This window comes from Streptomyces pactum, from assembly GCF_016031615.1.
Classification (GTDB): domain Bacteria; phylum Actinomycetota; class Actinomycetes; order Streptomycetales; family Streptomycetaceae; genus Streptomyces; species Streptomyces pactus.
The window spans coordinates 1,276,394-1,297,747 of sequence record NZ_JACYXC010000001.1; the positions used below are offsets into that span (position 1 = coordinate 1,276,394).

Genomic DNA, 21,354 nt, shown 5'->3' on the forward strand with positions numbered 1-21,354 from the left:
ACGTTCAGTGACCCATGCCCAATCCGCCGTCTACGGGGATGACGGCTCCAGTGATGTACGCGGCCTCGTCGGAGGCCAGGAAGCGGACCGCGGAGGCGATCTCCTCGGGCTGCGCGTAGCGGGCCAGCGGCACCTGCTTCACGATGCCCTCCCGCTGCTCGTCGCTGAGCACGCGGGTCATGTCGGTGTCCACGAAGCCGGGCGCGACGACGTTGACGGTGATGTTGCGCGAGCCCAGCTCCCGGGCGAGGGAGCGGGCGAAACCGACGAGCCCGGCCTTGGAGGCGGCGTAGTTCGCCTGCCCCGCGGAGCCGAGGAGGCCCACCACCGAGGAGATCAGCACGACCCGGCCCTTGCGGGCCCGCAGCATGGCGCGGTTGGCGCGCTTCACCACCCGGAAGGTGCCGGTCAGGTTGGTGTCCAGGACGGTGCTGAAGTCCTCCTCGGACATCCGCATCAGCAGCTGGTCGCGGGTGACGCCGGCGTTGGCCACCAGCACCTCGACCGCGCCCTGCTTCTCCTCGATCTCCTTGTAGGCCTGCTCCACCTGCTCGGGGTCGGTGATGTCGCACCGCACGGCGAGGAAGCCCGCGGGCGGCTCGCCGGACCGGTAGGTGATGGCGACGTTGTCGCCCGCGTCGGCGAACGCTCGGGCGATGGCGAGGCCGATGCCCCGGTTTCCTCCGGTGACGAGAACCGAGCGGCTCAATGGAGCACCCTTTCGATAGCGGTCGTGGTACTCCCGCAAACTATCGGTCCGCGGCGGCCGCCGGAGAATCCACCCCCCACAGTGGCTTCCGGACAGCACTGTCGGATTCCTACAGAAAGCGCCCCCGGCGGCCCGGCCCGTGCCCCGGCGCCGCGCCGTGGCCGGCTCCCGCGGGGACGGGTGGCCCGCTGCCCGCCCGGTGCGGTTTATTCCGCTCTGCGGCGCCCGGCGCCATGATTCACTCCAGCTGACACAGCCCACACAGGTGAAGACGGAACCGGACGGAAGAAGAGGAGGGGCCCGTCGTGCCCCATGAGGTCGATCAGTCGTTCCTGGCACTGCCCTTGCGGGCGCTCGCCGACGCGGCGCTGGCACGCGCCCGGGCCCTCGGTGCCGACCACGCGGACTTCCGCTTCGAGCGGGTGCGCAGCGCGTCCTGGCGGCTGCGGGACGCCAGGCCCGCCGGTTCGTCGGACACCACCGACCTGGGGTACGCGGTGCGGGTGGTGCACGGCGGCGCCTGGGGATTCGCCTCGGGGGTGGACCTGACCATGGACGCGGCGGCCCGGGTCGCCTCGCAGGCGGTGGCCATGGCCCGGCTGTCCGCGAAGGTGATCGAGGCGGCGGGCTCCGAGGAGCGGGTGGAGCTGGCGGACGAGCCGGTGCACGCCGACCGCACCTGGGTCTCCGCCTACGGGATCAACCCGTTCGACGTGCCCGACGCGGAGAAGACCGGGCTGCTGGCCGAGTGGAGCTCCCGGCTGCTGGCGGCCGACGGGGTGGCCCATGTGGACGCCTCGCTGATGACCGTGCAGGAGAACAAGTTCTACGCGGACACCGCGGGCACCACCACCACCCAGCAGCGCGTCCGGCTGCACCCGCAGCTGACGGCGGTGGCGGTGGACGCCGCCTCCGGCGAGTTCGACTCGATGCGGACCCTGGCGCCGCCCGTCGGGCGCGGCTGGGAGTACCTGACCGGCACCGGCTGGGACTGGGACGCCGAGCTGGCCGAGATCCCGTCGCTGCTCGCCGAGAAGATGCGCGCGCCGTCGGTGGAGGCAGGGACGTACGACCTGGTGGTGGACCCGTCGAACCTCTGGCTGACCATCCACGAGTCGATCGGCCACGCCACCGAGCTGGACCGGGCGCTGGGCTACGAGGCGGCCTACGCGGGGACCTCCTTCGCCACCTTCGACCAGCTGGGCGAGCTGCGCTACGGCTCGCAGATCATGAACGTCACCGGGGACCGGACCGCCGAGCACGGACTGGCCACCGTCGGCTACGACGACGAGGGGGTGGCCGCGCAGTCCTGGGACCTGGTCAAGGACGGGGTGCTCGTCGGCTACCAGCTCGACCGGCGGATCGCCAGGCTGACCGGCCTGGGCCGCTCCAACGGCTGCGCGTACGCCGACTCCCCCGGCCACGTGCCGGTGCAGCGGATGGCGAACGTCTCGCTGCGGCCGGCCCCGTCCGGGCCCTCCACCGAGGAGCTGATCTCCGGGGTGGAGCGCGGCATCTACGTGGTCGGCGACCGCTCCTGGTCGATCGACATGCAGCGCTACAACTTCCAGTTCACCGGCCAGCGCTTCTTCCGGATCGAGAACGGCCGGCTCGCGGGCCAGCTGCGCGACGTCGCGTACCAGGCCACCACCACGGACTTCTGGGGGTCGATGGCGGCCGTCGGCGGTCCGCAGACCTATGTGCTCGGGGGCGCCTTCAACTGCGGCAAGGCGCAGCCCGGCCAGGTCGCCGCCGTCTCGCACGGCTGCCCGTCCGCGCTCTTCCGCGGCGTCAACATTCTGAACACCACGCAGGAGGCCGGCCGATGACCGCCCGTACCCACAAGCCGCACGAGATCGTCGAGCGGGCGCTGGAGCTGTCCCGCGCCGACGGCTGCGTGGTGATCGCCGACGAGACGTCCACCGCCAACCTCCGCTGGGCCGGGAACGCGCTGACCACCAACGGCGTCACCCGGGGCCGCACCCTCACCGTGGTGGCCACGGTCGAGGGGCGGGAGGGCACCGCCTCGGGTGTGGTCTCGCGGTCCGCGGTCACCGCCGACGAGCTGGAGCCGCTGGTCCGGGCCGCCGAGGCCGCGGCCCGGGACGCCGGTCCGGCCGAGGACGCCCAGCCGCTGGTGACCGGGGTGCCGGCCTCGGCCGGCTTCGCCGAGCCGCCGGCCGAGACCTCCTCGGAGGTGTTCGCGGCGTTCGCCCCGGCGCTCGGCGAGTCCTTCGCCCGGGCCCGGGCCGGCGGCCGGGAGCTGTACGGCTTCGCCAGCCACGAGATGGTCTCCAGCTACCTGGGCACCTCCACCGGGCTGCGGCTCCGCCACGACCAGCCCACCGGCACCCTGGAGATGAACGCCAAGTCGCCCGACCGCACCCGGTCCGCCTGGGCCGGGCGGGCGACCCGCGACTTCCGGGACGTCGACCCGGCCGCGCTCGACGCCGAGCTGGCGCAGCGGCTGGCGTGGGCACAGCGCCGGGTCGAGCTGCCGGCCGGGCGGTACGAGACGCTGCTGCCGCCCACCGCCGTGGCCGACCTGCTGATCTACCAGCTGTGGTCCTCCGGGGCGCGGGACGCCGCGGAGGGCCGGACGGTCTTCAGCAAGCCGGGCGGGGCCACCCGGGTCGGCGAGAAGCTGTCGCGGCTGCCGCTGACGCTGCGCAGCGACCCGGCCGAGCCGGGGCTGGAGGCCGCACCGTTCGTGCTGGCGCACGCCTCCGGCGACGACGCGTCGGTCTTCGACAACGGGCTGCCGCTGCCGGCCACCGAGTGGATCTCCGACGGGGTGCTGAACCGGCTGGTCACCACGCGCCACTCGGCGGGCCTGACCGGGCTGCCGGTGGCACCGGCGATCGACAACCTGGTCCTGGACGCGGGGGGCACCCGGTCGCTGGAGGAGATGGTCGCCGCCACCGGGCGGGGGCTGCTGCTGACCTGCCTGTGGTACATCCGCGAGGTCGACCCGGCGACGCTGCTGCTCACCGGACTCACCCGGGACGGGGTGTACCTGGTGGAGGGCGGCGAGGTGGTCGGCGAGGTGAACAACTTCCGCTTCAACGAGTCGCCGGTGGACCTGCTGTCCCGGGCCACCGAGGCGGGCCGTACCGAGCGGACGCTGCCGCGGGAGTGGGGCGACTGGTTCACCCGGGCCGCGATGCCGCCGCTGCGGGTGCCCGACTTCAACATGAGCTCGGTCAGCAAGGGGGTGTGACCGCCCGGGGCCGGGGCGGCGACCCGCCACCGGGCCGCGCTCCCGGTTCGCCCCGGCCCCGGCCGCACCCCATAGACTCGGCCCGTCCCTTTTTCTCCGACGACCATCAGGAACGCCACGATGACACGCCTCGGCGACTCCGTCGCACGCGCCAGCGCGCTGCTGGCGCAGGATCTCTCCTCCGACTCCACCGTGGAGAAGCTGCTCGGTGAGACCAAGGCGCGGCGTTATCTGGACCTGTCGGACCTGCCGGCGAAGGAACAGGCCGAGCTGATCGCCTCCCGTACGGTCGAGGTGCTGCCGGGTGTGGAGAAGCTGGCGGAGCGGATCGAGGAGCGGCAGACGGCGGGCCGGGGCCTGCGGATCAAGCTGGGCATCGACCCGACCGCCGCCGACGTCCACCTGGGCCACGTGGTCCCGATGATCATCCTCAGCCGGTTCCAGCGGATGGGGCACGACGTCACGCTGATCATCGGCGACTTCACGGCCAAGATCGGTGACCCGTCGGGCCGTACCGCGGAGCGCCCGCCGCTCACCGACGCGGACATCGCCGCCAACCTGGCGGGCTACCGCGAGCAGGTGCGGCCGTTCCTCGACTTCGACAAGGTGAGCTTCCGGCAGAACAGCGAGTGGCTGGCGCCCTACACCTTCCCGGAGCTGCTCGGCCTGCTCGCCCAGGTGCCGGTCTCCCAGCTGCTCCAGCGGGAGGACTTCCGCAACCGGCTGTCCGCCGGCTCGGGGCTGACCATGTCGGAGCTGCTCTACCCGATCGCGCAGGCTCTGGACTCGGTGGCGCTGGAGTGCGACGTCGAGCTGGGCGGCGCGGACCAGCTGCTCAACCTCCAGATGGGCCGGAAGCTGATGGAGCTGCGCGGGCAGCAGCCGCAGCTGGCGGTCACCATGCCGCTGATCGAGGGCACCGACGGCACCGGCGCGAAGATGTCCAAGTCCAAGGGGAACTACGTCGGGCTCACCGCGCCGGCCGAGGACGTCTTCGGCAAGATCATGTCGATCCCGGACCGGCTGATGGATCCCTACCTGCGGGCCTGGACCGAGTGGACCGACGAGGAGGTCGCGCTGGTGACCTCCCGGCTCGCGGAGAAGTCGCTGCACCCGATGGACCTGAAGAAGGTGCTCGCCGGCGAGGTCGTGGCGGCGCTGTACGGCGTGGAGGCGGCGATGGCCGCGCGGGCCGGGTTCGTGGCCCAGTTCTCCCGGAAGAGCTTCACCGAGGTGGAGTCGCTGCCGGTGGTGGAGCTGGCCGAGCACGGCGCGGAGGCGGCCACCGCGGTGCTGTCGAAGGTGCTGGGCTTCCAGCCGAGCGCGTCGGCCGCCCGCCGGGTCGCCAAGCAGAACGGGCTGCGGCTGGTCGGCGAGGCCGGGGGTGAGCAGCGCGGCGTGGTGCTCACCGAGGCGCAGGCGATCCGGCCGCTGGCCGAGGTGGTCCGCGAGGTGGTCGCCGAAGCCGGGCTGGACGCGGCCGCCCCGGTGTACCTCAAGGCGGGCCGGAAGATCGCGGAGCTGCGCGGCGCCTGAGGCCGTCCCCGCGGGCCCGGGGAGCCCGCACCCGTGCGGGCCCCGGACCCCCGGGCCCGCACGGACCCGGCCCGGCAGGCCGTGAACAGCGGTCAGCGGTCCGGGAGGTCGTGTCGTGGGCCGCGGGTCCGGCAGCGGTTCCGCCGCCCGGCCGGTGCAGAGCGTTCCGGGGTGCGTTACGGCGAGGTCCGGAGCCGGTCCTCACGCCCGCCGGCGGTGGCGGACCGGGCCTGCCGATCGGTTCGGCGGCGGCCGGTGCGGGGCGCGCACCGGCCGCCGTGCCGTGCCGGGTACGGGCCGGACCGCGGCCCGTCGGTGCGGGTCAGGCCCGCTGTCTGCCGTGGCCACGGATCGCCGCCCACAGTGGAGTACCCAGGGCCACCACCAGGACGGCCCCGGCGAGCTGGAGCGCGTGCCGCCCCCAGTCCACGCCCTTGGTCTCGTCGATACCGATCCCCCGTGCCACGGCGTTGCCGATGATCGAGCCGATGATACCGAAGATCACGGTCAGCCAGAGTGGGATGTTCTGCTTCCCGGGGAGAATGGCCTTGGCGAGAACGCCGAGCACCAGACCCACGATGATCGCCCACAACCAGTTCATGTCGCCTCCTCGTACGGCGTGCCGTGTGCGCGACAGCATCCTCAGTGTCCGACCGATGGGGGTACGGCGCACGCCGGAGCGGAGCCCCCGCGCCGGGCGGGACGCTTCTACGCCGTGTGGCGTGCCCCGGTCACCGGGCCGGAGCGGGCCGGGCGTACCGTTGATGGTGTCGGACAACCGGCCGGGGCCGGTCAGCAGTCAGGTGGTGGAACGTGATGCGGAAGCATGACGGAGCGCAGGTCTTCCGGATCACCGGCGCCCGGCAGAGCCTCGCCGAGGACGTCCGCGGCCGGCAGCGCCGCTACATCATCTCGATGACGGTGCGCACGGTGTCGGTGGTGCTGGCGGCCGTGCTGTGGAACGTGGAGCGGCACGTCGCGTTCGTGGCGCTGGTCCTGGGCATTCTGCTCCCCTACATCGCGGTGGTCATCGCCAACGCGGGACGGGAGAACACCCCGTCGCTGCCGTCCAGTTTCATCCCGACGCCCACCCGGCCGATGCTGGAGGCCCAGGCGCGGCACGGTGACCGGGGCGGCGACCGGCCCGGTGGTGGTACGGTCGGCGACCGCGGCGCGGAACCCGTAGCGGACGACGTCCGGCGCCCCTCGGAGGACGGACCGGACGCCCGCCGCTGAACCGGCCGGCCCGGTCGGGACCGGAGAAAAGCCGCGAGCAATCACGCGCTTCCGGTGCACCGCGCCCCATGCCCCATGACATACTGCGTACGCGCTCCGCATCCCCCGTCGGAGCGACGGACCGACGCCGGGCGGCTCCCCCCGTGGCTGCCCGGCGTCGTCATGTCCGGGCCTCCGCCCGCCGGCTCCGGCGCAGCGGCACCCCGCGCCCCACACCGTCCCGCCGGCCACCGGCCACCGGCCACCGGGATCTTCGTCGCCCACCACCCTCGGACGGATTCGGTCCCGCGCCCTAGGATCGGGGGTGTGAATTCCACCGAGCCTTCCGCGCCTTCCGCCGACGCCCCCACCGCCGTCATCTGCTCGGCCAAGGGCTGCCGGGCTCCCGCCGTGTGGGTGCTCGCCTGGAACAACCCGAAGATCCACACGCCGGAGCGGCGCAAGACCTGGCTCGCCTGCGAGGAGCACCGCGAGCACCTCTCGCAGTTCCTCGGCGTCCGCGGCTTCCTCAAGGACGTGGTGAAGCTGTCGGAGTGGGTGGAGACGAACGGCTGACGCCGTCGAGGGAGCGCGCGGGAGCGGCCCCGCGGCCGGTCAGCCGCCGATCGCGGACATCGGGCGGTCGGGCTGGAGGAACGCCGGGTCGTCCAGTCCGGAGCCGGCCTTCTTCCCCCACATCGCCCGCCGCCACAGGCCGGCGATCTCCTCGTCCCCGGCGCCGGAGCGCAGGGCGCCGCGCAGATCGGTCTCCTCCCGCGCGAACAGACAGGTGCGGACCTGCCCGTCGGCGGTGAGCCGGGTGCGGTCGCAGGCCCGGCAGAAGGGGCGGGTGACCGAGGCGATGACGCCCACCCGGGCCGGCCCGCCGTCGACCAGCCAGCGTTCGGCGGGGGCCGAGCCGCGCTCCTCCCGCTCCTCGGCCGTGAGGTCGAACCGGGTGCGCAGCGAGGTGAGGATGTCCCCGGCGGTGATCATGCCGTCGCGCTTCCAGCCGTGCTGGGCATCGAGCGGCATCTGCTCGATGAAGCGGAGTTCGTAGTCGTTGGCCACGGCCCAGGCGAGCAGGTCGGGCGCCTCGTCCTCGTTGAGTCCGGGCATCAGCACGGCGTTGACCTTGACCGGGTCGAGTCCGGCCGCCCGGGCGGCCGCCAGCCCGGCGAGCACGTCGTGGTGGCGGTCGCGCCGGGTCAGCGCGCGGAACACCTCCGGGCGGAGGGTGTCCAGGGAGACGTTGACCCGGTCCAGGCCCGCCTCGCGCAGCGCCTCGGCGGTACGGGCGAGGCCGATGCCGTTGGTGGTGAGCGACATCCGGGGCCGCGGGCTCAGCTCGGCGCAGCGGCTCACGATGTCCACCAGGCCGGGGCGGAGCAGCGGTTCACCGCCGGTGAACCGGACCTCGGTGACGCCCAGACGGGTGACGGCGAGGGAGACCAGCCGGACGATCTCGTCGTCGGTGAGCAGCTCCGGCTTGGCCAGCCACTGCAGTCCCTCCTCGGGCATGCAGTAGGTGCAGCGCAGGTTGCACCGGTCGGTCAGGGAGACCCGGAGGTCGGTGGCGACGCGACCATAGGTGTCGATCAGCATGGGGGCGACCCCTCCCACGTTCGAATGCATGCGCTGCGGCCGGTTCTTCCGCAGCGTACGCGACACCTCCGACGTTCAACAGTTCGTTGATGCGACCGTGCGGTCACCCGGTGTGGCCGGCGGCGGTGCCGCGCCGTCCGGCGATGCCCGGGCGCACCCCGGCCGCGGCCCCGCCCCGAACACCACGGGACGGGACCGCGGCCGGCGTCCGGTGCGCGCCGCGGCCGACGTTTCAGTGCGCGCCGTGGCCGGTGAGGGAGCGCACCTCCAGTTCGGCGTACTTCTTCGCGTCCGGCTCCTCCTTGGAGAGCAGCGAGCCGATCCAGCCGAGCAGGAAGCCGAGCGGGATGGAGATCAGCCCCGGGTTCTCCAGCGGGAACCAGTGGAAGTCGACGCTCTTGAACATGGAGGACTCCTTGCCGGAGACCACCGGGGAGAAGAGCACCAGCACCACCGAGGAGACCAGGCCGCCGTAGATCGACCATAGCGCGCCCCGGGTGGTGAACCGCTTCCAGAACAGGCTGTAGAGGATGGTCGGCAGGTTGGCCGAGGCGGCGACCGCGAAGGCCAGCGCGACGAGTCCGGCGACGTTGATGTCGCGGGCGAAGGCACCGAGCACGATGGCGACCGCGCCGATCAGCACCGTCGCCCAGCGGGCGGCGCGGATCTCCTCCTTCTCGCTCGCCTCGCCCTTGCGGATGACGTTGGCGTAGATGTCGTGGGCGAAGGACGAGGAGGAGGCCAGCGTCAGTCCGGCGACCACCGCGAGGATGGTGGCGAAGGCGACCGCGGAGATCACCGCGAGCAGGATCGCGCCCCCGGTGGAGTCACCCCCGCCGCCGATCTCCATGGCGGCGAGCGGGGCGGCGGTGTTGCCGGCCTTGTTGGAGGTGGTGATCTCGTCCCGGCTGAGCAGCGCCGCGGCCCCGAAGCCGAGCACGATCGTCATCAGGTAGAAGGCGCCGATGATGCCGATCGCCCAGTTCACCGACTTCCGGGCGGCCTTGGCGGTGGGCACGGTGTAGAAGCGGATCAGGATGTGCGGCAGTCCGGCGGTGCCCAGGACCAGCGCCACGCCCAGCGAGATGAAGTCCAGCTTGGTGGTGCCGTCGATGCCGTACTTCAGGCCCGGCTCCAGGAAGGACGAGCCCTGCCCGCTGTTGGACGCCGCGGTGCCGAGCAGCTCGGAGAGGTTGAAGTCGTACTTCAGCAGGATCAGGAAGGTGATCAGCAGGGTGCCGGTGATGAGCAGCACCGCCTTGACCATCTGCACCCAGGTGGTGCCCTTCATGCCGCCGATGGTGACGTAGACAATCATCAGCACGCCGACCAGGGCGACGATGCCGATCTTGCCGGCCTCGCTGGTGATGCCGAGCAGCAGGGAGACCAGCACACCGGCGCCCGCCATCTGGGCGAGCAGGTAGAAGATGGAGACGACGATGGTGGAGGTGCCGGCGGCGGTGCGCACCGGGCGCTGCCGCATCCGGTAGGCCAGCACGTCGCCCATGGTGTAGCGGCCGGAGTTGCGCAGCGGCTCGGCCACCAGCAGCAGGGCCACCAGCCAGGCGACGAGGAAGCCGATGGAGTACAGGAAGCCGTCGTAGCCGTAGAGGGCGATGGCGCCGGCGATGCCGAGGAAGGACGCGGCGGACATGTAGTCGCCGGAGACCGCCAGGCCGTTCTGGAAGCCGGAGAACTGGCGTCCGCCGGCGTAGAAGTCGGCGGCGTCCTTGGTCTGCCGGCCGGCCCAGACGGTGATGACCAGGGTGGCCACGACGAAGGCCGCGAAGAGGGAGATGATCAGCGGGCGGTGCTCGTCGACCTCTCCGGCCGCCAGGAGCAGGGAGGAACCGTTCACGCGTCACCGTCCAGGCGGGCCTTGATCGCCCGGGCGCGCGGGTCCAGCTTGGCCGCCGCGTGCCGGGAGTACCACCAGGCGATCAGAAAGGTGGTCAGGAACTGGGCGAGGCCGAACACCAGAGCGATGTTGATGTGGCCGACCACCTTGGTCCCCATGAAGTCGCCCGCGTAGTTGGACAGCAGCACGTAGAGCAGGTACCAGCTGACGAAGGCGACGGTGAGGGGGAAGGCGAACGAGCGGTGGGCCCGGCGGAGTTCGGTGAACTCCGGGCTCGCCTGCACCTGCTCGTACGGTACCGGCGGCGGCTGCCCCTGCCGATCGGTCGATGCGGTCTCCACGGTCTCTCCTGGGATACGGGGACGGGCGGCGGGTGATCCAGGTCACGCATCGTAGGGGCTGCCCCGCGGTTCCAACAGGGTCATGTGATTGACTGCTGTACAAAAATGTTCAGACGACAGTCATGTTGTGTGCGAAACGTGATGGGATTTCTGCCGGAATGTATTGATAGCCCAGCATGATCAGCGCTAGCTTCACTCGTCATGCACCCGCCCGCACGCAGCTCGCGCGCCGGGCGGTCTCACGGATGATGTGGAGATCCCATGGCTCATCTGAGATCCAGTCGCCGGCGTGCCGCTCTCGCGGTACCGGTCGGCCTGGCGCTCACCGCGTCCCTCGGCTTCCTCCCGCACGGAGCTTCCGCCGCCACCCAGGACGCGCCCGCGGTCACCGCTCAGGCCGACGGTCCCAAGCTGTCGTACGTGGTCAACGCCACCCCCGACAAGGCGACCCTCGCCAAGGTGCAGAAGGCCGTCAAGGCCGCCGGCGGCACCATCGTCACCACGCACGCGAAGATCGGCGTGATCGTCGCGCACTCCGCGAACCCGGACTTCGCCAAGACCATCCGCGGTGTGCAGGGCGTGCAGTCCGCCGGCGCCACCCGGACCTCCCCGCTGAAGCCGGTCGCCACCACCGAGGTCGGCAAGCCGGAGAAGGTCAAGGCGCCCAAGGCCACCGCCGCCGCCAAGTCCAAGGCCCTCGCCGCCGGCAAGGAGCCGCTGGAGCCGCTCCAGTGGGACATCCCCGCCATCAAGGCCGACAAGGCCGCGAAGGTGAACCCGGGCAGCAAGAAGGTGACCGTCGCGGTCATCGACACCGGTGTGGACGACACCCACCCGGACCTGAAGCCGAACTTCGACGCCAAGGCCTCCGCCAACTGCGTCGGCGGCGTGCCGGACACCAGCGCCGGCGCCTGGCGTCCGTACACCACCGAGGACTACCACGGCACCCACGTGGCCGGCTCCATCGCCGCCGCCCGCAACGGGATCGGCGTGGCCGGTGTCGCCCCGGGCGTGAAGGTCTCCGCCATCAAGGTGAGCGACCCCGTCGACGGCCTGTTCTACGCCGAGAACGTGGTCTGCGCGTTCGTCTTCGCCGCCGACCACGGCGTCGAGGTGACGAACAACAGCTACTACGTCGACCCGTGGATGTTCAACTGCAAGGACGACCTCGACCAGAAGGCCATCCTGGACGCGGTCGGCCGCTCGGCGAAGTACGCCCAGGACAAGGGCGCGGTCAACGTCGCCTCGGCGGGCAACTCCAACTTCGACCTCGCGGCGAAGGAGATCCTGGACAAGTCGAGCCCGAACGACTCGACCCCGGTCGACCGGACCATCGACCCGTCCAAGTGCCTCGACGTGCCGACCCAGCTCCCGGGTGTGGTCACCGTCTCGGCGACCGGCGTGAACAACTCCAAGTCGTACTACTCCAACTACGGCCTGGGCCAGATCGACGTGGCCGGACCGGGCGGTGACAAGTACCAGGTGCCCGAGCTGCCCGCCAAGGACGGCCGCATCCTGTCCACCATGCCCGAGGGCGACTACGCCTACCTCCAGGGCACCTCGATGGCCGGCCCGCACGTCGCCGGTGTCGCCGCGCTCGTCAAGAGCAAGCGCCCCACGTCCACCCCGCAGGAGATCCAGTGGCTGCTGAAGCAGCAGGCGGACAACCCGGGCTGCCCGACGACCCCGTACGACCCGGACAGTGACGGTGACGTGGACGCCACCTGCACCGGCACCAAGCACGTGAACAGCTTCTACGGCTACGGCATCGTGGACGCGCTGGACGCGGTCACCAAGTGACCCACCGGGCGCGGCGGGCGTGCCGGACACGCCGCTGAGCCCCTGCCGGCCGGTGGCCGGTGAACCCGGCCGACGGCCGCGGAGGACGGGCGGTACCCCTGCGTGACGGGGTACCGCCCGTCGCCGTCCCCGGTCCCCGGACGCACGCCACGGCCCGCTCCGGCCGCGCGACCGGCGGGGGCCGGTGCACCCGGGGGCCCGTCCGAACACCGGGGACGTCTCCTGGCCCCGCGTCAGGCGCCCCGGCCACCGCGGTGACGCCGCGCGCCGCGGCGGCCCCGGCCCCGGGTGGGCATCAGCCCGCGCGCACCGTGCGCAGGATCCCCGCCGTCAGCGCGTACTGCGCGGCCAGGTAGGTCAGCATGACCCAGAAGCCGGGTGCCGGGGCCTGCGGCCAGTCGGCGATGCCGGTGGCGATGAGGGTGTCGGAGAGCAGGAAGAGCGCGCCGCCGGCCGCCGCGAGCGGCCCGGCGCGGAGGGCTGCGGCCGCCATGGCGGTGAGCAGCAGGCTGTATCCGGCCACCGGCAGCCGCAGCCCGGCCGGGAGGTCGGGCCAGAGCAGGGCGACCGTGCCGAGCCAGGCGACCCCGTAGCCGGCGGCGAGCAGCGGCGGCACGCGTCCGCCGGCGCGCCGGAAGAGCAGCAGGTAGCAGACGTGCCCGGCCGCGAAGGACGCCATGCCGGCGAGGAAGGCGGCATCGCCGCCGATCTGGAGCAGGGTGTCGCCGCCGCAGCCGAACAGCAGCGCGGCGACGAGCGGTCGGGGTCCGCCCCGCAGCAGGACGTACCCGGCCAGCACCGGCATCAGCGCGGGTTTGGTGAGGTGCTCCGCGGTCTCCGCCGCGACCGCCAGCGCGCCCAGGTGGACGGCGGCGAGCAGGGCGAAGACGCCGAGCACGGCCCGCGCCCCGGCGGAGCCGGCCGGCGGCCCGGCGCTCCCGGTGGCGAGCCGGGTCCGGACCGGGAGCCGTCCGCCGCTCACGCGGTGGCCTCCCCGCCCGGCCGGGACGGCGAACCGGCCGCCGGGGCGGCCGGGACCCGTGGTGGGGCGGACGGTTCCGCGGCTGCCGGGCCGGGGCCGCCGGGCGCGGTCGCGGCGGGCGCCGCCGGGGCGGCCGGCTGCCATCCCGGGCCGCGGAAGAGCCGGCCGGCGCGCTCCCGCCAGCCGCGCGCGGCGCGGAGGTCGCGGGCGATGGCGGCGTACTCGTGGGTGGCGACGCGGAGCGGGTTGTAGGTGTCGATGTTCTTCGTCAGGCCGTACACCGGACGCTCGGTCTCGGGGGTGAAGGAGCCGAAGACCCGGTCCCACACGATGAGGATGCCGCCGAAGTTGCGGTCCAGGTAGCCGCCCTGGGACGCGTGGTGGACGCGGTGGTGGGAGGGGGTGTTGAAGAGGAACTCGACCGGGCGCCACAGCTTCCCGATCCGTTCGGTGTGGACCCAGAACTGGTAGACGAGGTTGGTCGAGGAACAGAAGGCGACGGCGGCCGGGTGCACTCCCAGCACGACCATCGGCAGGTAGAACGGCCACACCGTCCAGGTGGTCCACGGCTGGCGCAGCGCGGTGGTGAAGTTGAACCTGCGGCTGGAGTGGTGCACCACGTGGCACGCCCACAGTACGCGGACGACGTGGTGGCCGCGGTGCGACCAGTAGTAGAGGAAGTCCTGGGCCAGCAGCATCAGCGGCAGCGTCCACCACGCCAAGGGCACGCGGAGCGGGGTGAGTTCGTACACCGCCGTGTAGACGGCGACGATCGGGATCTTCCACAGCAGGTCGAAGCCGACGCTGCCCAGGCCCATGGTGACGCTGGTCGCCGCGTCCTTGGCCTCGTACCCCTGGGCCTCGTCATCGGGGTGGAGGCGGTAGCTCACCATCTCGACGGCGGTGAGCAGCACGAATGCCGGGATCGACCACAGCACGACATCGGGAAGGTGAGCCATGTTCGCAATTTAGGGCCGCGCGGTGGCCGCGGCTAGAGGTGGTTACCGAGAAGTAGGTCGGAAGTGAGACTTTCTGTCAACGAGAATCCGGCAGGCCTCCGGCGAGGTCCCGGCGGGACCCGGAGGACGACCCCGCCCCGCTGTCCGATATGGCCGCTTGGTTCTTGATTTTCGAGCTTTCGTCACCTTTCACGCCGTCACGATCCGGCCATGGCCGGGCCGTGGCTGTCGGCGGCGGCCCGTATCCTCAGTGACCATGCTCGAAGACCGCATGGCAGCCGCATCGCCGATCTCCTGGCCGGAGTCGTACCCGGAGGGATACGCGGTCGTCGATGTGGAGACCACCGGTCTCGCCCGCGACGACCGGATAGTGTCGGCCGCCGTCTACCAGCTGGACGCGCGCGGGGAGGTGCAGGACCACTGGTACACCCTGGTCAACCCGGAGCGGGACCCCGGGCCGGTGTGGATCCACGGCCTGACCGCCGACCTGCTCGCCGGCGCACCGCTGTTCCCGGAGATCGCCCAGGAGTTCTCCGAACGGCTCGCCGGCCGGGTGCTGGTGGCGCACAACGCGGTCTTCGACTGGTCCATGATCGCCCGTGAGTACGCCCGGGCGCGGCTGACCGCCCCGGTGCGGCAGCGGCTGTGCACCATCGCGCTCTCGAAGGAGCTGGGGCTGCCGCTGGCCAACCACAAGCTGGAGACCCTCGCCGCGCACTACGGGGTGGTGCAGCAGCGGGCGCACCACGCGCTGGACGACGCCCGGGTGCTCGCGGAGACCTTCCGCCCCAGTCTGCGGACGGCCGCCCGGTCCGGGCTGCGGCTGCCGCTGCTCGCCTGCCAGCCGCTCACCGAGTGGGCCGAGGGACCGGCCGCGGGCGGGGCCGCGCGGATCGGCGTCCAACGGTCGTACCGGGCCGGCAGCTGGCGGCCGAGCCGGAAGCGGCCCCCGTGCCCGTACCCCAACCCGGGGCGCTACGTCCCCGGCGAGCAGCTCACGCAGGGCATGCGGGTGGCCTTCTCCGGTGACACCTCCGTGGACCGCGAACTGCTGGAGGACCGCGCCGTGGAGGCCGGGCTGCACGTCGCCACCAGCGTCTCCCGGCTCACCAGCCTGCTGGTCACCAACGACCCCGGCTCCCCCACCTCGAAGGTCGCCAAGGCCCGCGCCTTCGGCACCCCGGTGATCGACGAGGCCGCCTTCATGCAACTGCTCCAGCACGTCCGGCCGGCCGGGACCACGTCCTCCGGCTGAGGCCCGGCCCGGGATCCGGCGACCCACCCGGGCGGGTGTCCGGCCACCGCGGGAGCGGACGGCCGTACGGTCGCGGCGGGGCGGCCGGCGCCGCGGGAGCGGACGGCCGTACGGTCGCGGCGGGGCGGCCGGCGCCGCGGGACGCGGGCGACGGCGACGGCGACGGCGACGGTACGGCGGCCGCGGAGCACGGCGGGGCGACGGAGGACGCCGGCGGGGGCCGCGCCGACGGGTGGGGCCCGCCCGCCGCGGCCGGCGGCACGGCGATCCGGCAAACGGCGGGCGATGATCAGACCATCAGGTGAACGCCGGGGCGACACGCCCGGCCGCCGCTCGCCCGGCGCCGCCCGGCGCCGCACCATGGGGCCCATGGCACGTTGCGAGGTCTGCGGAAACGACTACGGCATGACATTCGAGGTGCACGCGCAGGGCGCGGTGCACGTCTTCGACTGTTTCTCCTGCGCCATCCACCGCATGGCGCCCATCTGTGAGCACTGCCGGTGCCAGATCATCGGGCAGGGCGTGGAGGCCGACGGGCACTGGTACTGCGGGGCGCACTGCGCCCGCGCCGAGGGGCGGGTGGGCATCGTCGACCGGGTGTGACCCGCGGGGCCGCCGTCCGGCCGGTGGTCCCGGGCCGCGCCGGCCACCGGAGGTGTCCGGGTGCCGCCGGTCCCCGGAGGCGTCCGGGTGCGCGGCGCGCGGGTACCCACCGGCGAGGGGACGATCCGCGACGGGTACTGTCTTAAGCCGTGTATCGCTTCCTGTTGTCCCGGCAGTGGGTGATCCTCACGCTGGTGGGGCTCGTCCTGATCCCGGTCATGATCAAGCTGGGATTCTGGCAGCTCCACCGCCACGAGAACCGGGTGGCGCACAACGACCTGATCGCCCGGAGCCTGGACGCGCCGGCCGTTCCGGTCGGCGAGCTGACCGCCCCCGGCCGGGACGTCCCCCGCGACGTCACCTGGCGCAAGGTGACCGCCACCGGCCGCTACGACACCCGGCACGAGGTCGTGGTGCGGCAGCGCACCGGCTCCGACGAGCAGTCCATCGGCTACTTCGTGGTGACCCCGCTGCTCCTCACCGACGGCCGCGCGGTGCTGGTCAACCGGGGCTGGATCCCGCCCGGCGACGACCTGACCCGATTCCCCGAGGTGCCCGCTCCGCCCCGCGGCGAGGTGACCGTCACCGGCCGGCTGAAGGCCGCCGAGACCACCGGGTCCAGCGGCATCAAGGACAAGAAGGGCCTGCCGGACCGCCAGGTGATGCTGATCAACAGCGAGCGGCTGGGGGCCGGGCTCGGCCGTCCGGTGCTCGGCGGTTACATCGAGCTGATCACCTCCTCGCCCAAGGGCACCAAGCAGCCCGAGCCGGTGCCGCCCCCGGACCACAGCAGCATCGGCGCGCACCTGGCCTACGCCGTCCAGTGGTGGCTGTTCGCCGCCGGCGTGCCGGCCGGGTGGATCGTGCTGGTCCGCCGCGAGCGCCGGGACCGGGCGGCGGCCGCGGCGGCTAAGGCCGCCGAGCAGGCACCCGCCGGTGCCGCGCCCCCGGCGGGCGGCACCGGACCGTCCGCGGACGGGAACGCCGCCGCCGCGGATGAGCCCACCGCCACCGACGAGGACATCCCCGCGGGCGGGAACGCGCCCGCCGCGGACGAGCGCACCGCCGCTGACGAGACGACCGCCGCGGACGGGAACTTGCCCGCCGCGAAGGACACCACGGCCGCGGACCCGGCGTCCGCCCCGGCGGGCACCACGCCCACGGTGGACGGCTCCCCCGGGAAGGACCGGAAGTCCCCGGACGGGCGCGCCGGCGGGGCCTCCGGCGCCGGGACGTCCGCCGCCGCGGACCACGACCAGGTGCTGTCGGAGAAATGGCCCCGCACAGCCCCCCCACAGCCCCGCACGGCCCCGAACTGCGGACCGCCGGGCCCGGGCGGTCGTCCGGGCCCGGGCGGGCCCCGTCCGGTGTGCGGTGCGCCCGGCCCGCATGGTCCCGGGCCTTCCGGGCACCCGTGCCAGGTGGTTCGGCGCATCGAGGACTACGCGCTCATCGGCGACCGGCAGACCGGCGCGCTCGTCGGCCGGGACGGCTCGATCGACTGGCTGTGCCTGCCCCGCTTCGACTCCCCCGCCTGCTTCGCCGCCCTGCTCGGCGACCGCGACAACGGGCACTGGCGGCTCGCCCCGGCCGGGGCCGGGAACTGCACCCGGCGCGCCTACCGGGCCGGAACCCTGGTGCTGGACTCGGTCTGGGAGACGGAGCGGGGCGCCGTCCGGGTGACCGACTTCATGCCGCACCGGGACCGCGCGCCGGACGTGGTGCGCGTCGTGGAGGGCCTCTCGGGCCGGGTGGCGATGCTGGGGGTGCTGCGGCTGCGGTTCGACTACGGCCGGGTCGTGCCGTGGATGCGCCGGAGCGACGGGCACCGGGTGGCGGTCGCCGGGCCGGACTCGGTGTGGCTGCGCTCCGAGCCGCCGGTGCGCACCTACGGCGAGGACTTCAGCACCCGTTCGGAGTTCACCGTCTCCGCCGGGGAGCGGGTGGCGTTCGTCCTCACCTGGCACCCCTCCCACCGGCCCCGGCCCCGGCAGGTCGACCCGTACCGGGGTCTGGCCCGGTCGCTGGCCGACTGGCGGGCCTGGGCCGGACGGACCACGTACCGGGGCCCGTACCGGGACGCCGTGGAGCGGTCGCTGATCACCCTCAAGGCGCTGACCTACTCCCCCACCGGCGGCATCGTCGCCGCCCCCACCACCTCACTGCCCGAGGAGATCGGCGGCGTCCGCAACTGGGACTACCGGTACTGCTGGCTGCGGGACTCCGCGCTCTGCCTGCTCGTGCTGCTCTCCGCCGGGTACCGCGAGGAGGCCGCCGCCTGGCGCGACTGGCTGCTGCGCGCCATCGCCGGGGACCCGGCCGAGCTCCAGATCATGTACGGGCTGGCGGGCGAGCGGCGGCTGCCGGAGATCGCCCTGCCCTGGCTGGCCGGCTACGAGGGGTCGGTACCGGTCCGGCTGGGCAACGCCGCCGCCGGGCAGCTCCAGCTGGACGTCTACGGCGAGGTGCTGGAGACCCTGCACATCTGCCGCTGCCGCGGGCTGCCGGCCGCATCGCCCGCCTGGAACCTCCAGCGGGCCATGATGGACTTCCTGGAGTCGGCCTGGCGCGCCCCCGACGAGGGGCTGTGGGAGGTCCGCGGCACGCGCCGCCAGTTCGTGCACTCCAAGGTGCTGGCCTGGGCCGCGGCCGATCGCGCGGTACGGGCCGTGGAGACCCACCCGGCCCTGCACGGGGACGCCGGCCGCTGGCGGGCGATGCGGGACGAGGTGCACCGGGAGGTGTGCCGGCGCGGGTACGACGCCGAGCGGGGCACCTTCACCCAGTCCTACGGGTCCGAGGAGCTGGACGCCGCGACGCTGGTCATCCCCCGCGTCGGCTTCCTGCCGCCCTCGGACCCCCGGGTGGTGGGCACGGTGGCGGCGGTCCAGGCGGAGCTGGACCACCACGGGCTGCTCCACCGCTACGGCTCCCGGCACCGCGGCGCGTCCGCGGTGGACGGTCTGCCCGGCGGTGAGGGCGCGTTCATCGCCTGCTCGTTCTGGCTGGTGGACGCGTTGCGGCTGATCGGCCGGGAGGACCGGGCCCGGGCCCTGTTCGAGCGGCTGCTCGACCTCCGCAACGACGTGGGGCTGCTGTCGGAGGAGTACGACCCGGTGGGCCACCGCCAGCTCGGCAACTTCCCGCAGGCCTTCAGCCACATCGGCCTGGTGGGGAGCGCGCTGACACTCGCCGGCGCGGCCACGGCAGACTGATCCCATGGATCTCGGACTGAAAGACCGTGTGTACGTGCTCACCGGGGCGACCCGTGGACTGGGCCGCGCCACCGCCGCCGAACTGGTCGCCGAGGGCGCCAGGGTGGTCCTCACCGGGCGGGACCCCGAACGGGTCGCCGAGGCGGCGGCCGGACTGGGCCCGAACGCGGTGGGCGTCCCGGCCGACAACGGCGCCCCGGACACCGCCGAACGGGTGCTGGCCATCGCCGCGGAGCGGTTCGGCCGGCTCGACGGGGTGCTGATCAGCGTGGGCGGCCCGCCCGCGGGGCTGCTGGAGGACAACACCGACGAGCAGTGGCGGGCGGCGTTCGACGCGGTGTTCCTGGGGGCGCTGCGGCTGGCCCGGGCCGCCGCCCGGGTGCTGCCCGCCGGCGGCGCGATCGGCTTCGTGCTCTCCGGGTCGGTGCGCGAGCCGATCCCCGGCCTGACCATCTCCAACGGCCTGCGCCCCGGCCTCGCGGGACTGGCCAAGTCCCTGTCGGTCGAGCTGGGTCCGCGGGGCATCCGGGTCGTCGGCCTGCTGCCGGGCCGGATCGACACCGACCGGGTGCGGGAGCTGGACGCCCTGTCCGGTGACGCGGAGGAGTCCCGTCGCCGCAGCTGCGAGGCGATCCCGCTGCGCCGCTACGGCACCCCGGAGGAGTTCGGGCGGACCGCGGCGTTCGTGCTCTCCCCGGCCGCCTCGTACCTCACCGGGGTGATGCTGCCGGTGGACGGCGGGGCGCTGCGCGGCTTCTGACCTCTCCGCCACCGGCGGTCCCGGTGGGCTCCCCGGGCCGGGCGGTCCCGGCCGCTCGGTACCCCGGCCGTCGGGTCGGGGCGCGGCGCCCCGGTACGCCCGGCCCGCCGGGGCCCGGTGCGGTACGCCCCGCCCGGCACTCTCCGGCACCGGTACGCGCGCCGGCCCGGGGCGTGCCGGGCGTGCCGGTGCGTGCGGGTCGGGACCGTGCCGGTCCGGGCAGGCGCCGAACAGGCGATTTTCGGTCGGTACTCCGCGCGGGGCGGGCAGGCATCCGGTCGGGGCTCCGGCACGGGGCGGCCGGATGGGCCCCGGGCCGGGGTGGCCGGTGAGCCGCCGCGTTCACGGGTACCCCGCCCGGCCGTCCGCCCCGGGGACCGTACGCCTGACCCCACCGGCCCCGGCCCGGGCGGCCTGCCGGGCCCGCGGCACGGTCCCGACGGCGGTCCGCGGTGCGACGGTGACGTGGTGCGAGGCCGGCGCGGTGCGACGGTGACGCGGTGCGGAACCGGTCGGGCGGCGGCGCGGATCCGGCGCGGTGCGGCGGTGTGAGCCGGTGCCGGCGCAACCGGTGGCGTGATGCGCAACCGCACGGTGCGGAACCGGCCGGCGGCGGCGCGGTGCCGGCCGTGCGGCGCGTGCCGGCGCGGCGGCGGGCGTCAGGTCACCCGTTCCGCGCCGTGCCGCTGGGCGCGGAGCCGGACCTCGGCCGGCAGCCTCTCCAGGCCCGCCGAGGTCCGGGCGTGTTCCAGCACCTCGCCGCGGACCCGTTCCAGGGTGGCGACCGGCTGGGCGTGCGGGGTCAGCAGCAGCCGCAGCCGGGCCCGCGGGGCGGTACGGCGTCCGGTGAGCCGGACCCGCGCCCGGTCCACCCCGTCCAGCGACTCCGCCTCGGCCGCCATGGCGCCCTCCAGGGCCCGGCCGCGCAGGGCGGCCCCATGGTCACCGTCGCCCGTTGCCACCTGGACCTCGCCGAGCCGGCGCCGCCGCAGCTGGGCCAGCGCCCACCACAGGGTGAGCAGCAGCAGGACGGCGAGGGCCGCGATCACCGTCGGCCACCACCAGTCCTCGTCCCGCCAGCGGCGCCGGTCCGACCGGCTGAGCACCACGTCGTGGCGCCCGTCGAAGGGCCACCAGGACGGCGTGGTGAAGTTCCAGTGGCGGGGCAGGTCGAGCCCGGAGAGCAGCACGGCTCCGCCGGCCGCCAGCAGGGCCAGCCCGATGAGGGCCAGCAGGACCCGGTTCACCCTTCTCAGCACGCCGTCCCATCCCTTCGCGCACGGTCGGTGGCCTTCG

The 21,354-nt window shown here is 73.7% G+C and carries 18 protein-coding genes and 1 pseudogene; 11 read left to right on the forward strand and 8 right to left on the reverse strand.

What is annotated here, in order from left to right; translation table 11 throughout:
- Positions 1 to 4: 4 nt before the first annotated feature.
- Positions 5 to 709: a 3-oxoacyl-[acyl-carrier-protein] reductase gene (gene fabG / locus IHE55_RS05105; protein WP_197987929.1), complete on the reverse strand. Its 705-nt coding sequence runs from the start codon at positions 707 to 709 to the stop codon at positions 5 to 7.
- Between the two features lie 305 nt (positions 710 to 1,014).
- Here fabG and IHE55_RS05110 point away from each other — a divergent pair, with 305 nt between their 5' ends.
- The 3 genes from IHE55_RS05110 to tyrS all read left to right on the forward strand — a co-directional run bounded on the left by IHE55_RS05110 (position 1,015) and on the right by tyrS (position 5,465).
- Entirely contained in the window at positions 1,015 to 2,538 is a 1,524-nt protein-coding gene (locus IHE55_RS05110) for a TldD/PmbA family protein (protein ID WP_197987930.1), read from the forward strand.
- Positions 2,535 to 3,929, forward strand: coding sequence for a metallopeptidase TldD-related protein (locus tag IHE55_RS05115; protein ID WP_197987931.1), 1,395 nt, complete (start codon positions 2,535 to 2,537; stop codon positions 3,927 to 3,929). The genes IHE55_RS05110 and IHE55_RS05115 overlap by 4 nt, the downstream gene beginning before the upstream one ends.
- Before the next feature lie 120 nt (positions 3,930 to 4,049).
- Positions 4,050 to 5,465 (forward strand): tyrosine--tRNA ligase, encoded by a 1,416-nt coding sequence (gene tyrS / locus IHE55_RS05120; protein ID WP_197987932.1) that lies wholly within the window; start codon positions 4,050 to 4,052, stop codon positions 5,463 to 5,465.
- Positions 5,466 to 5,787: 322 nt separating this feature from the next.
- On the opposite strand, the gene IHE55_RS05125 is transcribed toward tyrS, so the two are convergent.
- Entirely contained in the window at positions 5,788 to 6,066 is a 279-nt protein-coding gene (locus IHE55_RS05125) for a GlsB/YeaQ/YmgE family stress response membrane protein (RefSeq protein ID WP_197987933.1), read from the reverse strand.
- A gap of 215 nt (positions 6,067 to 6,281) precedes the next feature.
- On the opposite strand from IHE55_RS05125, the gene IHE55_RS05130 reads away from it, so the two are divergent.
- Together IHE55_RS05130 and IHE55_RS05135 are read left to right on the forward strand one after the other, a co-directional pair.
- The gene (locus tag IHE55_RS05130) at positions 6,282 to 6,701 is read left to right on the forward strand and encodes a DUF3099 domain-containing protein (RefSeq protein ID WP_197987934.1); all 420 of its coding nucleotides are present in this window, start codon (positions 6,282 to 6,284) and stop codon (positions 6,699 to 6,701) included.
- 306 nt (positions 6,702 to 7,007) lie between these two features.
- On the forward strand, positions 7,008 to 7,256 hold the full coding sequence (locus IHE55_RS05135) for a hypothetical protein (protein ID WP_197987935.1): 249 nt from the start codon (positions 7,008 to 7,010) through the stop codon (positions 7,254 to 7,256).
- A gap of 39 nt (positions 7,257 to 7,295) precedes the next feature.
- Here IHE55_RS05135 and moaA read toward each other — a convergent pair whose 3' ends face one another.
- The 3 genes from moaA to IHE55_RS05150 all read right to left on the reverse strand — a co-directional run bounded on the left by moaA (position 7,296) and on the right by IHE55_RS05150 (position 10,484).
- On the reverse strand, positions 7,296 to 8,285 hold the full coding sequence (gene moaA, locus IHE55_RS05140) for a GTP 3',8-cyclase MoaA (protein WP_232265927.1): 990 nt from the start codon (positions 8,283 to 8,285) through the stop codon (positions 7,296 to 7,298).
- Positions 8,286 to 8,517: 232 nt separating this feature from the next.
- Positions 8,518 to 10,143 carry a monocarboxylic acid transporter gene (locus tag IHE55_RS05145; protein ID WP_197987937.1) on the reverse strand — a complete coding sequence of 542 codons (1,626 nt, stop codon included), beginning with the start codon at positions 10,141 to 10,143 and terminating at the stop codon, positions 8,518 to 8,520.
- Positions 10,140 to 10,484, reverse strand: coding sequence for a DUF485 domain-containing protein (locus IHE55_RS05150; protein WP_197987938.1), 345 nt, complete (start codon positions 10,482 to 10,484; stop codon positions 10,140 to 10,142). Before IHE55_RS05150 ends, IHE55_RS05145 begins: the two co-directional genes overlap by 4 nt.
- Before the next feature lie 261 nt (positions 10,485 to 10,745).
- On the opposite strand from IHE55_RS05150, the gene IHE55_RS05155 reads away from it, so the two are divergent.
- The gene (locus tag IHE55_RS05155) at positions 10,746 to 12,284 is read left to right on the forward strand and encodes a S8 family peptidase (RefSeq protein WP_197987939.1); all 1,539 of its coding nucleotides are present in this window, start codon (positions 10,746 to 10,748) and stop codon (positions 12,282 to 12,284) included.
- Positions 12,285 to 12,579: 295 nt separating this feature from the next.
- On the opposite strand, the gene IHE55_RS05160 is transcribed toward IHE55_RS05155, so the two are convergent.
- The gene (locus tag IHE55_RS05160; protein WP_372442750.1) at positions 12,580 to 13,182 is read right to left on the reverse strand and encodes a lysoplasmalogenase family protein; all 603 of its coding nucleotides are present in this window, start codon (positions 13,180 to 13,182) and stop codon (positions 12,580 to 12,582) included.
- An 80-nt stretch (positions 13,183 to 13,262) separates the two neighbouring features.
- Entirely contained in the window at positions 13,263 to 14,225 is a 963-nt protein-coding gene (locus IHE55_RS05165) for a sterol desaturase family protein (protein WP_197987941.1), read from the reverse strand.
- 256 nt (positions 14,226 to 14,481) lie between these two features.
- Between IHE55_RS05165 and IHE55_RS05170 the strand changes: the two genes are divergently transcribed.
- From IHE55_RS05170 to IHE55_RS05185, 5 genes and pseudogenes are all read left to right on the forward strand, one after another.
- Positions 14,482 to 15,480 (forward strand): DEDDh family exonuclease, encoded by a 999-nt coding sequence (locus IHE55_RS05170; RefSeq protein WP_197987942.1) that lies wholly within the window; start codon positions 14,482 to 14,484, stop codon positions 15,478 to 15,480.
- A 369-nt stretch (positions 15,481 to 15,849) separates the two neighbouring features.
- A complete protein-coding gene (locus IHE55_RS05175) occupies positions 15,850 to 16,083 on the forward strand; it encodes a metallothionein (RefSeq protein WP_197987943.1) in 234 nt (77 codons plus the stop codon).
- Positions 16,084 to 16,232: 149 nt separating this feature from the next.
- A pseudogene (locus tag IHE55_RS30730) lies at positions 16,233 to 16,958 on the forward strand (SURF1 family cytochrome oxidase biogenesis protein); the annotation flags it as partial.
- A gap of 546 nt (positions 16,959 to 17,504) precedes the next feature.
- Positions 17,505 to 19,298 carry a glycoside hydrolase family 15 protein gene (locus IHE55_RS30735; RefSeq protein WP_307826854.1) on the forward strand — a complete coding sequence of 598 codons (1,794 nt, stop codon included), beginning with the start codon at positions 17,505 to 17,507 and terminating at the stop codon, positions 19,296 to 19,298.
- A gap of 4 nt (positions 19,299 to 19,302) precedes the next feature.
- Positions 19,303 to 20,058 (forward strand): SDR family oxidoreductase, encoded by a 756-nt coding sequence (locus IHE55_RS05185; protein WP_197987945.1) that lies wholly within the window; start codon positions 19,303 to 19,305, stop codon positions 20,056 to 20,058.
- 659 nt (positions 20,059 to 20,717) lie between these two features.
- On the opposite strand, the gene amaP is transcribed toward IHE55_RS05185, so the two are convergent.
- Positions 20,718 to 21,317 carry an alkaline shock response membrane anchor protein AmaP gene (gene amaP / locus IHE55_RS05190; RefSeq protein ID WP_197987946.1) on the reverse strand — a complete coding sequence of 200 codons (600 nt, stop codon included), beginning with the start codon at positions 21,315 to 21,317 and terminating at the stop codon, positions 20,718 to 20,720.
- Positions 21,318 to 21,354 lie beyond the last annotated feature (37 nt).

Excerpts from the sequence above, each read along its gene's own strand:
- IHE55_RS05115 (WP_197987931.1), top strand. The coding sequence starts at position 2,535 with ATGACCGCCCGTACCCACAAGCCGCACGAGATCGTCGAGCGGGCGCTG.
- tyrS (WP_197987932.1), top strand. The coding sequence starts at position 4,050 with ATGACACGCCTCGGCGACTCCGTCGCACGCGCCAGCGCGCTGCTGGCG.
- IHE55_RS05125 (WP_197987933.1), bottom strand. The coding sequence starts at position 6,066 with ATGAACTGGTTGTGGGCGATCATCGTGGGTCTGGTGCTCGGCGTTCTC.
- IHE55_RS05130 (WP_197987934.1), top strand. The coding sequence starts at position 6,282 with ATGCGGAAGCATGACGGAGCGCAGGTCTTCCGGATCACCGGCGCCCGG.
- moaA (WP_232265927.1), bottom strand. The coding sequence starts at position 8,285 with ATGCTGATCGACACCTATGGTCGCGTCGCCACCGACCTCCGGGTCTCC.
- IHE55_RS05155 (WP_197987939.1), top strand. The coding sequence starts at position 10,746 with ATGGCTCATCTGAGATCCAGTCGCCGGCGTGCCGCTCTCGCGGTACCG.
- IHE55_RS05165 (WP_197987941.1), bottom strand. The coding sequence starts at position 14,225 with ATGGCTCACCTTCCCGATGTCGTGCTGTGGTCGATCCCGGCATTCGTG.
- IHE55_RS05170 (WP_197987942.1), top strand. The coding sequence starts at position 14,482 with ATGCTCGAAGACCGCATGGCAGCCGCATCGCCGATCTCCTGGCCGGAG.
- IHE55_RS05175 (WP_197987943.1), top strand. The coding sequence starts at position 15,850 with ATGGCACGTTGCGAGGTCTGCGGAAACGACTACGGCATGACATTCGAG.
- IHE55_RS05185 (WP_197987945.1), top strand. The coding sequence starts at position 19,303 with ATGGATCTCGGACTGAAAGACCGTGTGTACGTGCTCACCGGGGCGACC.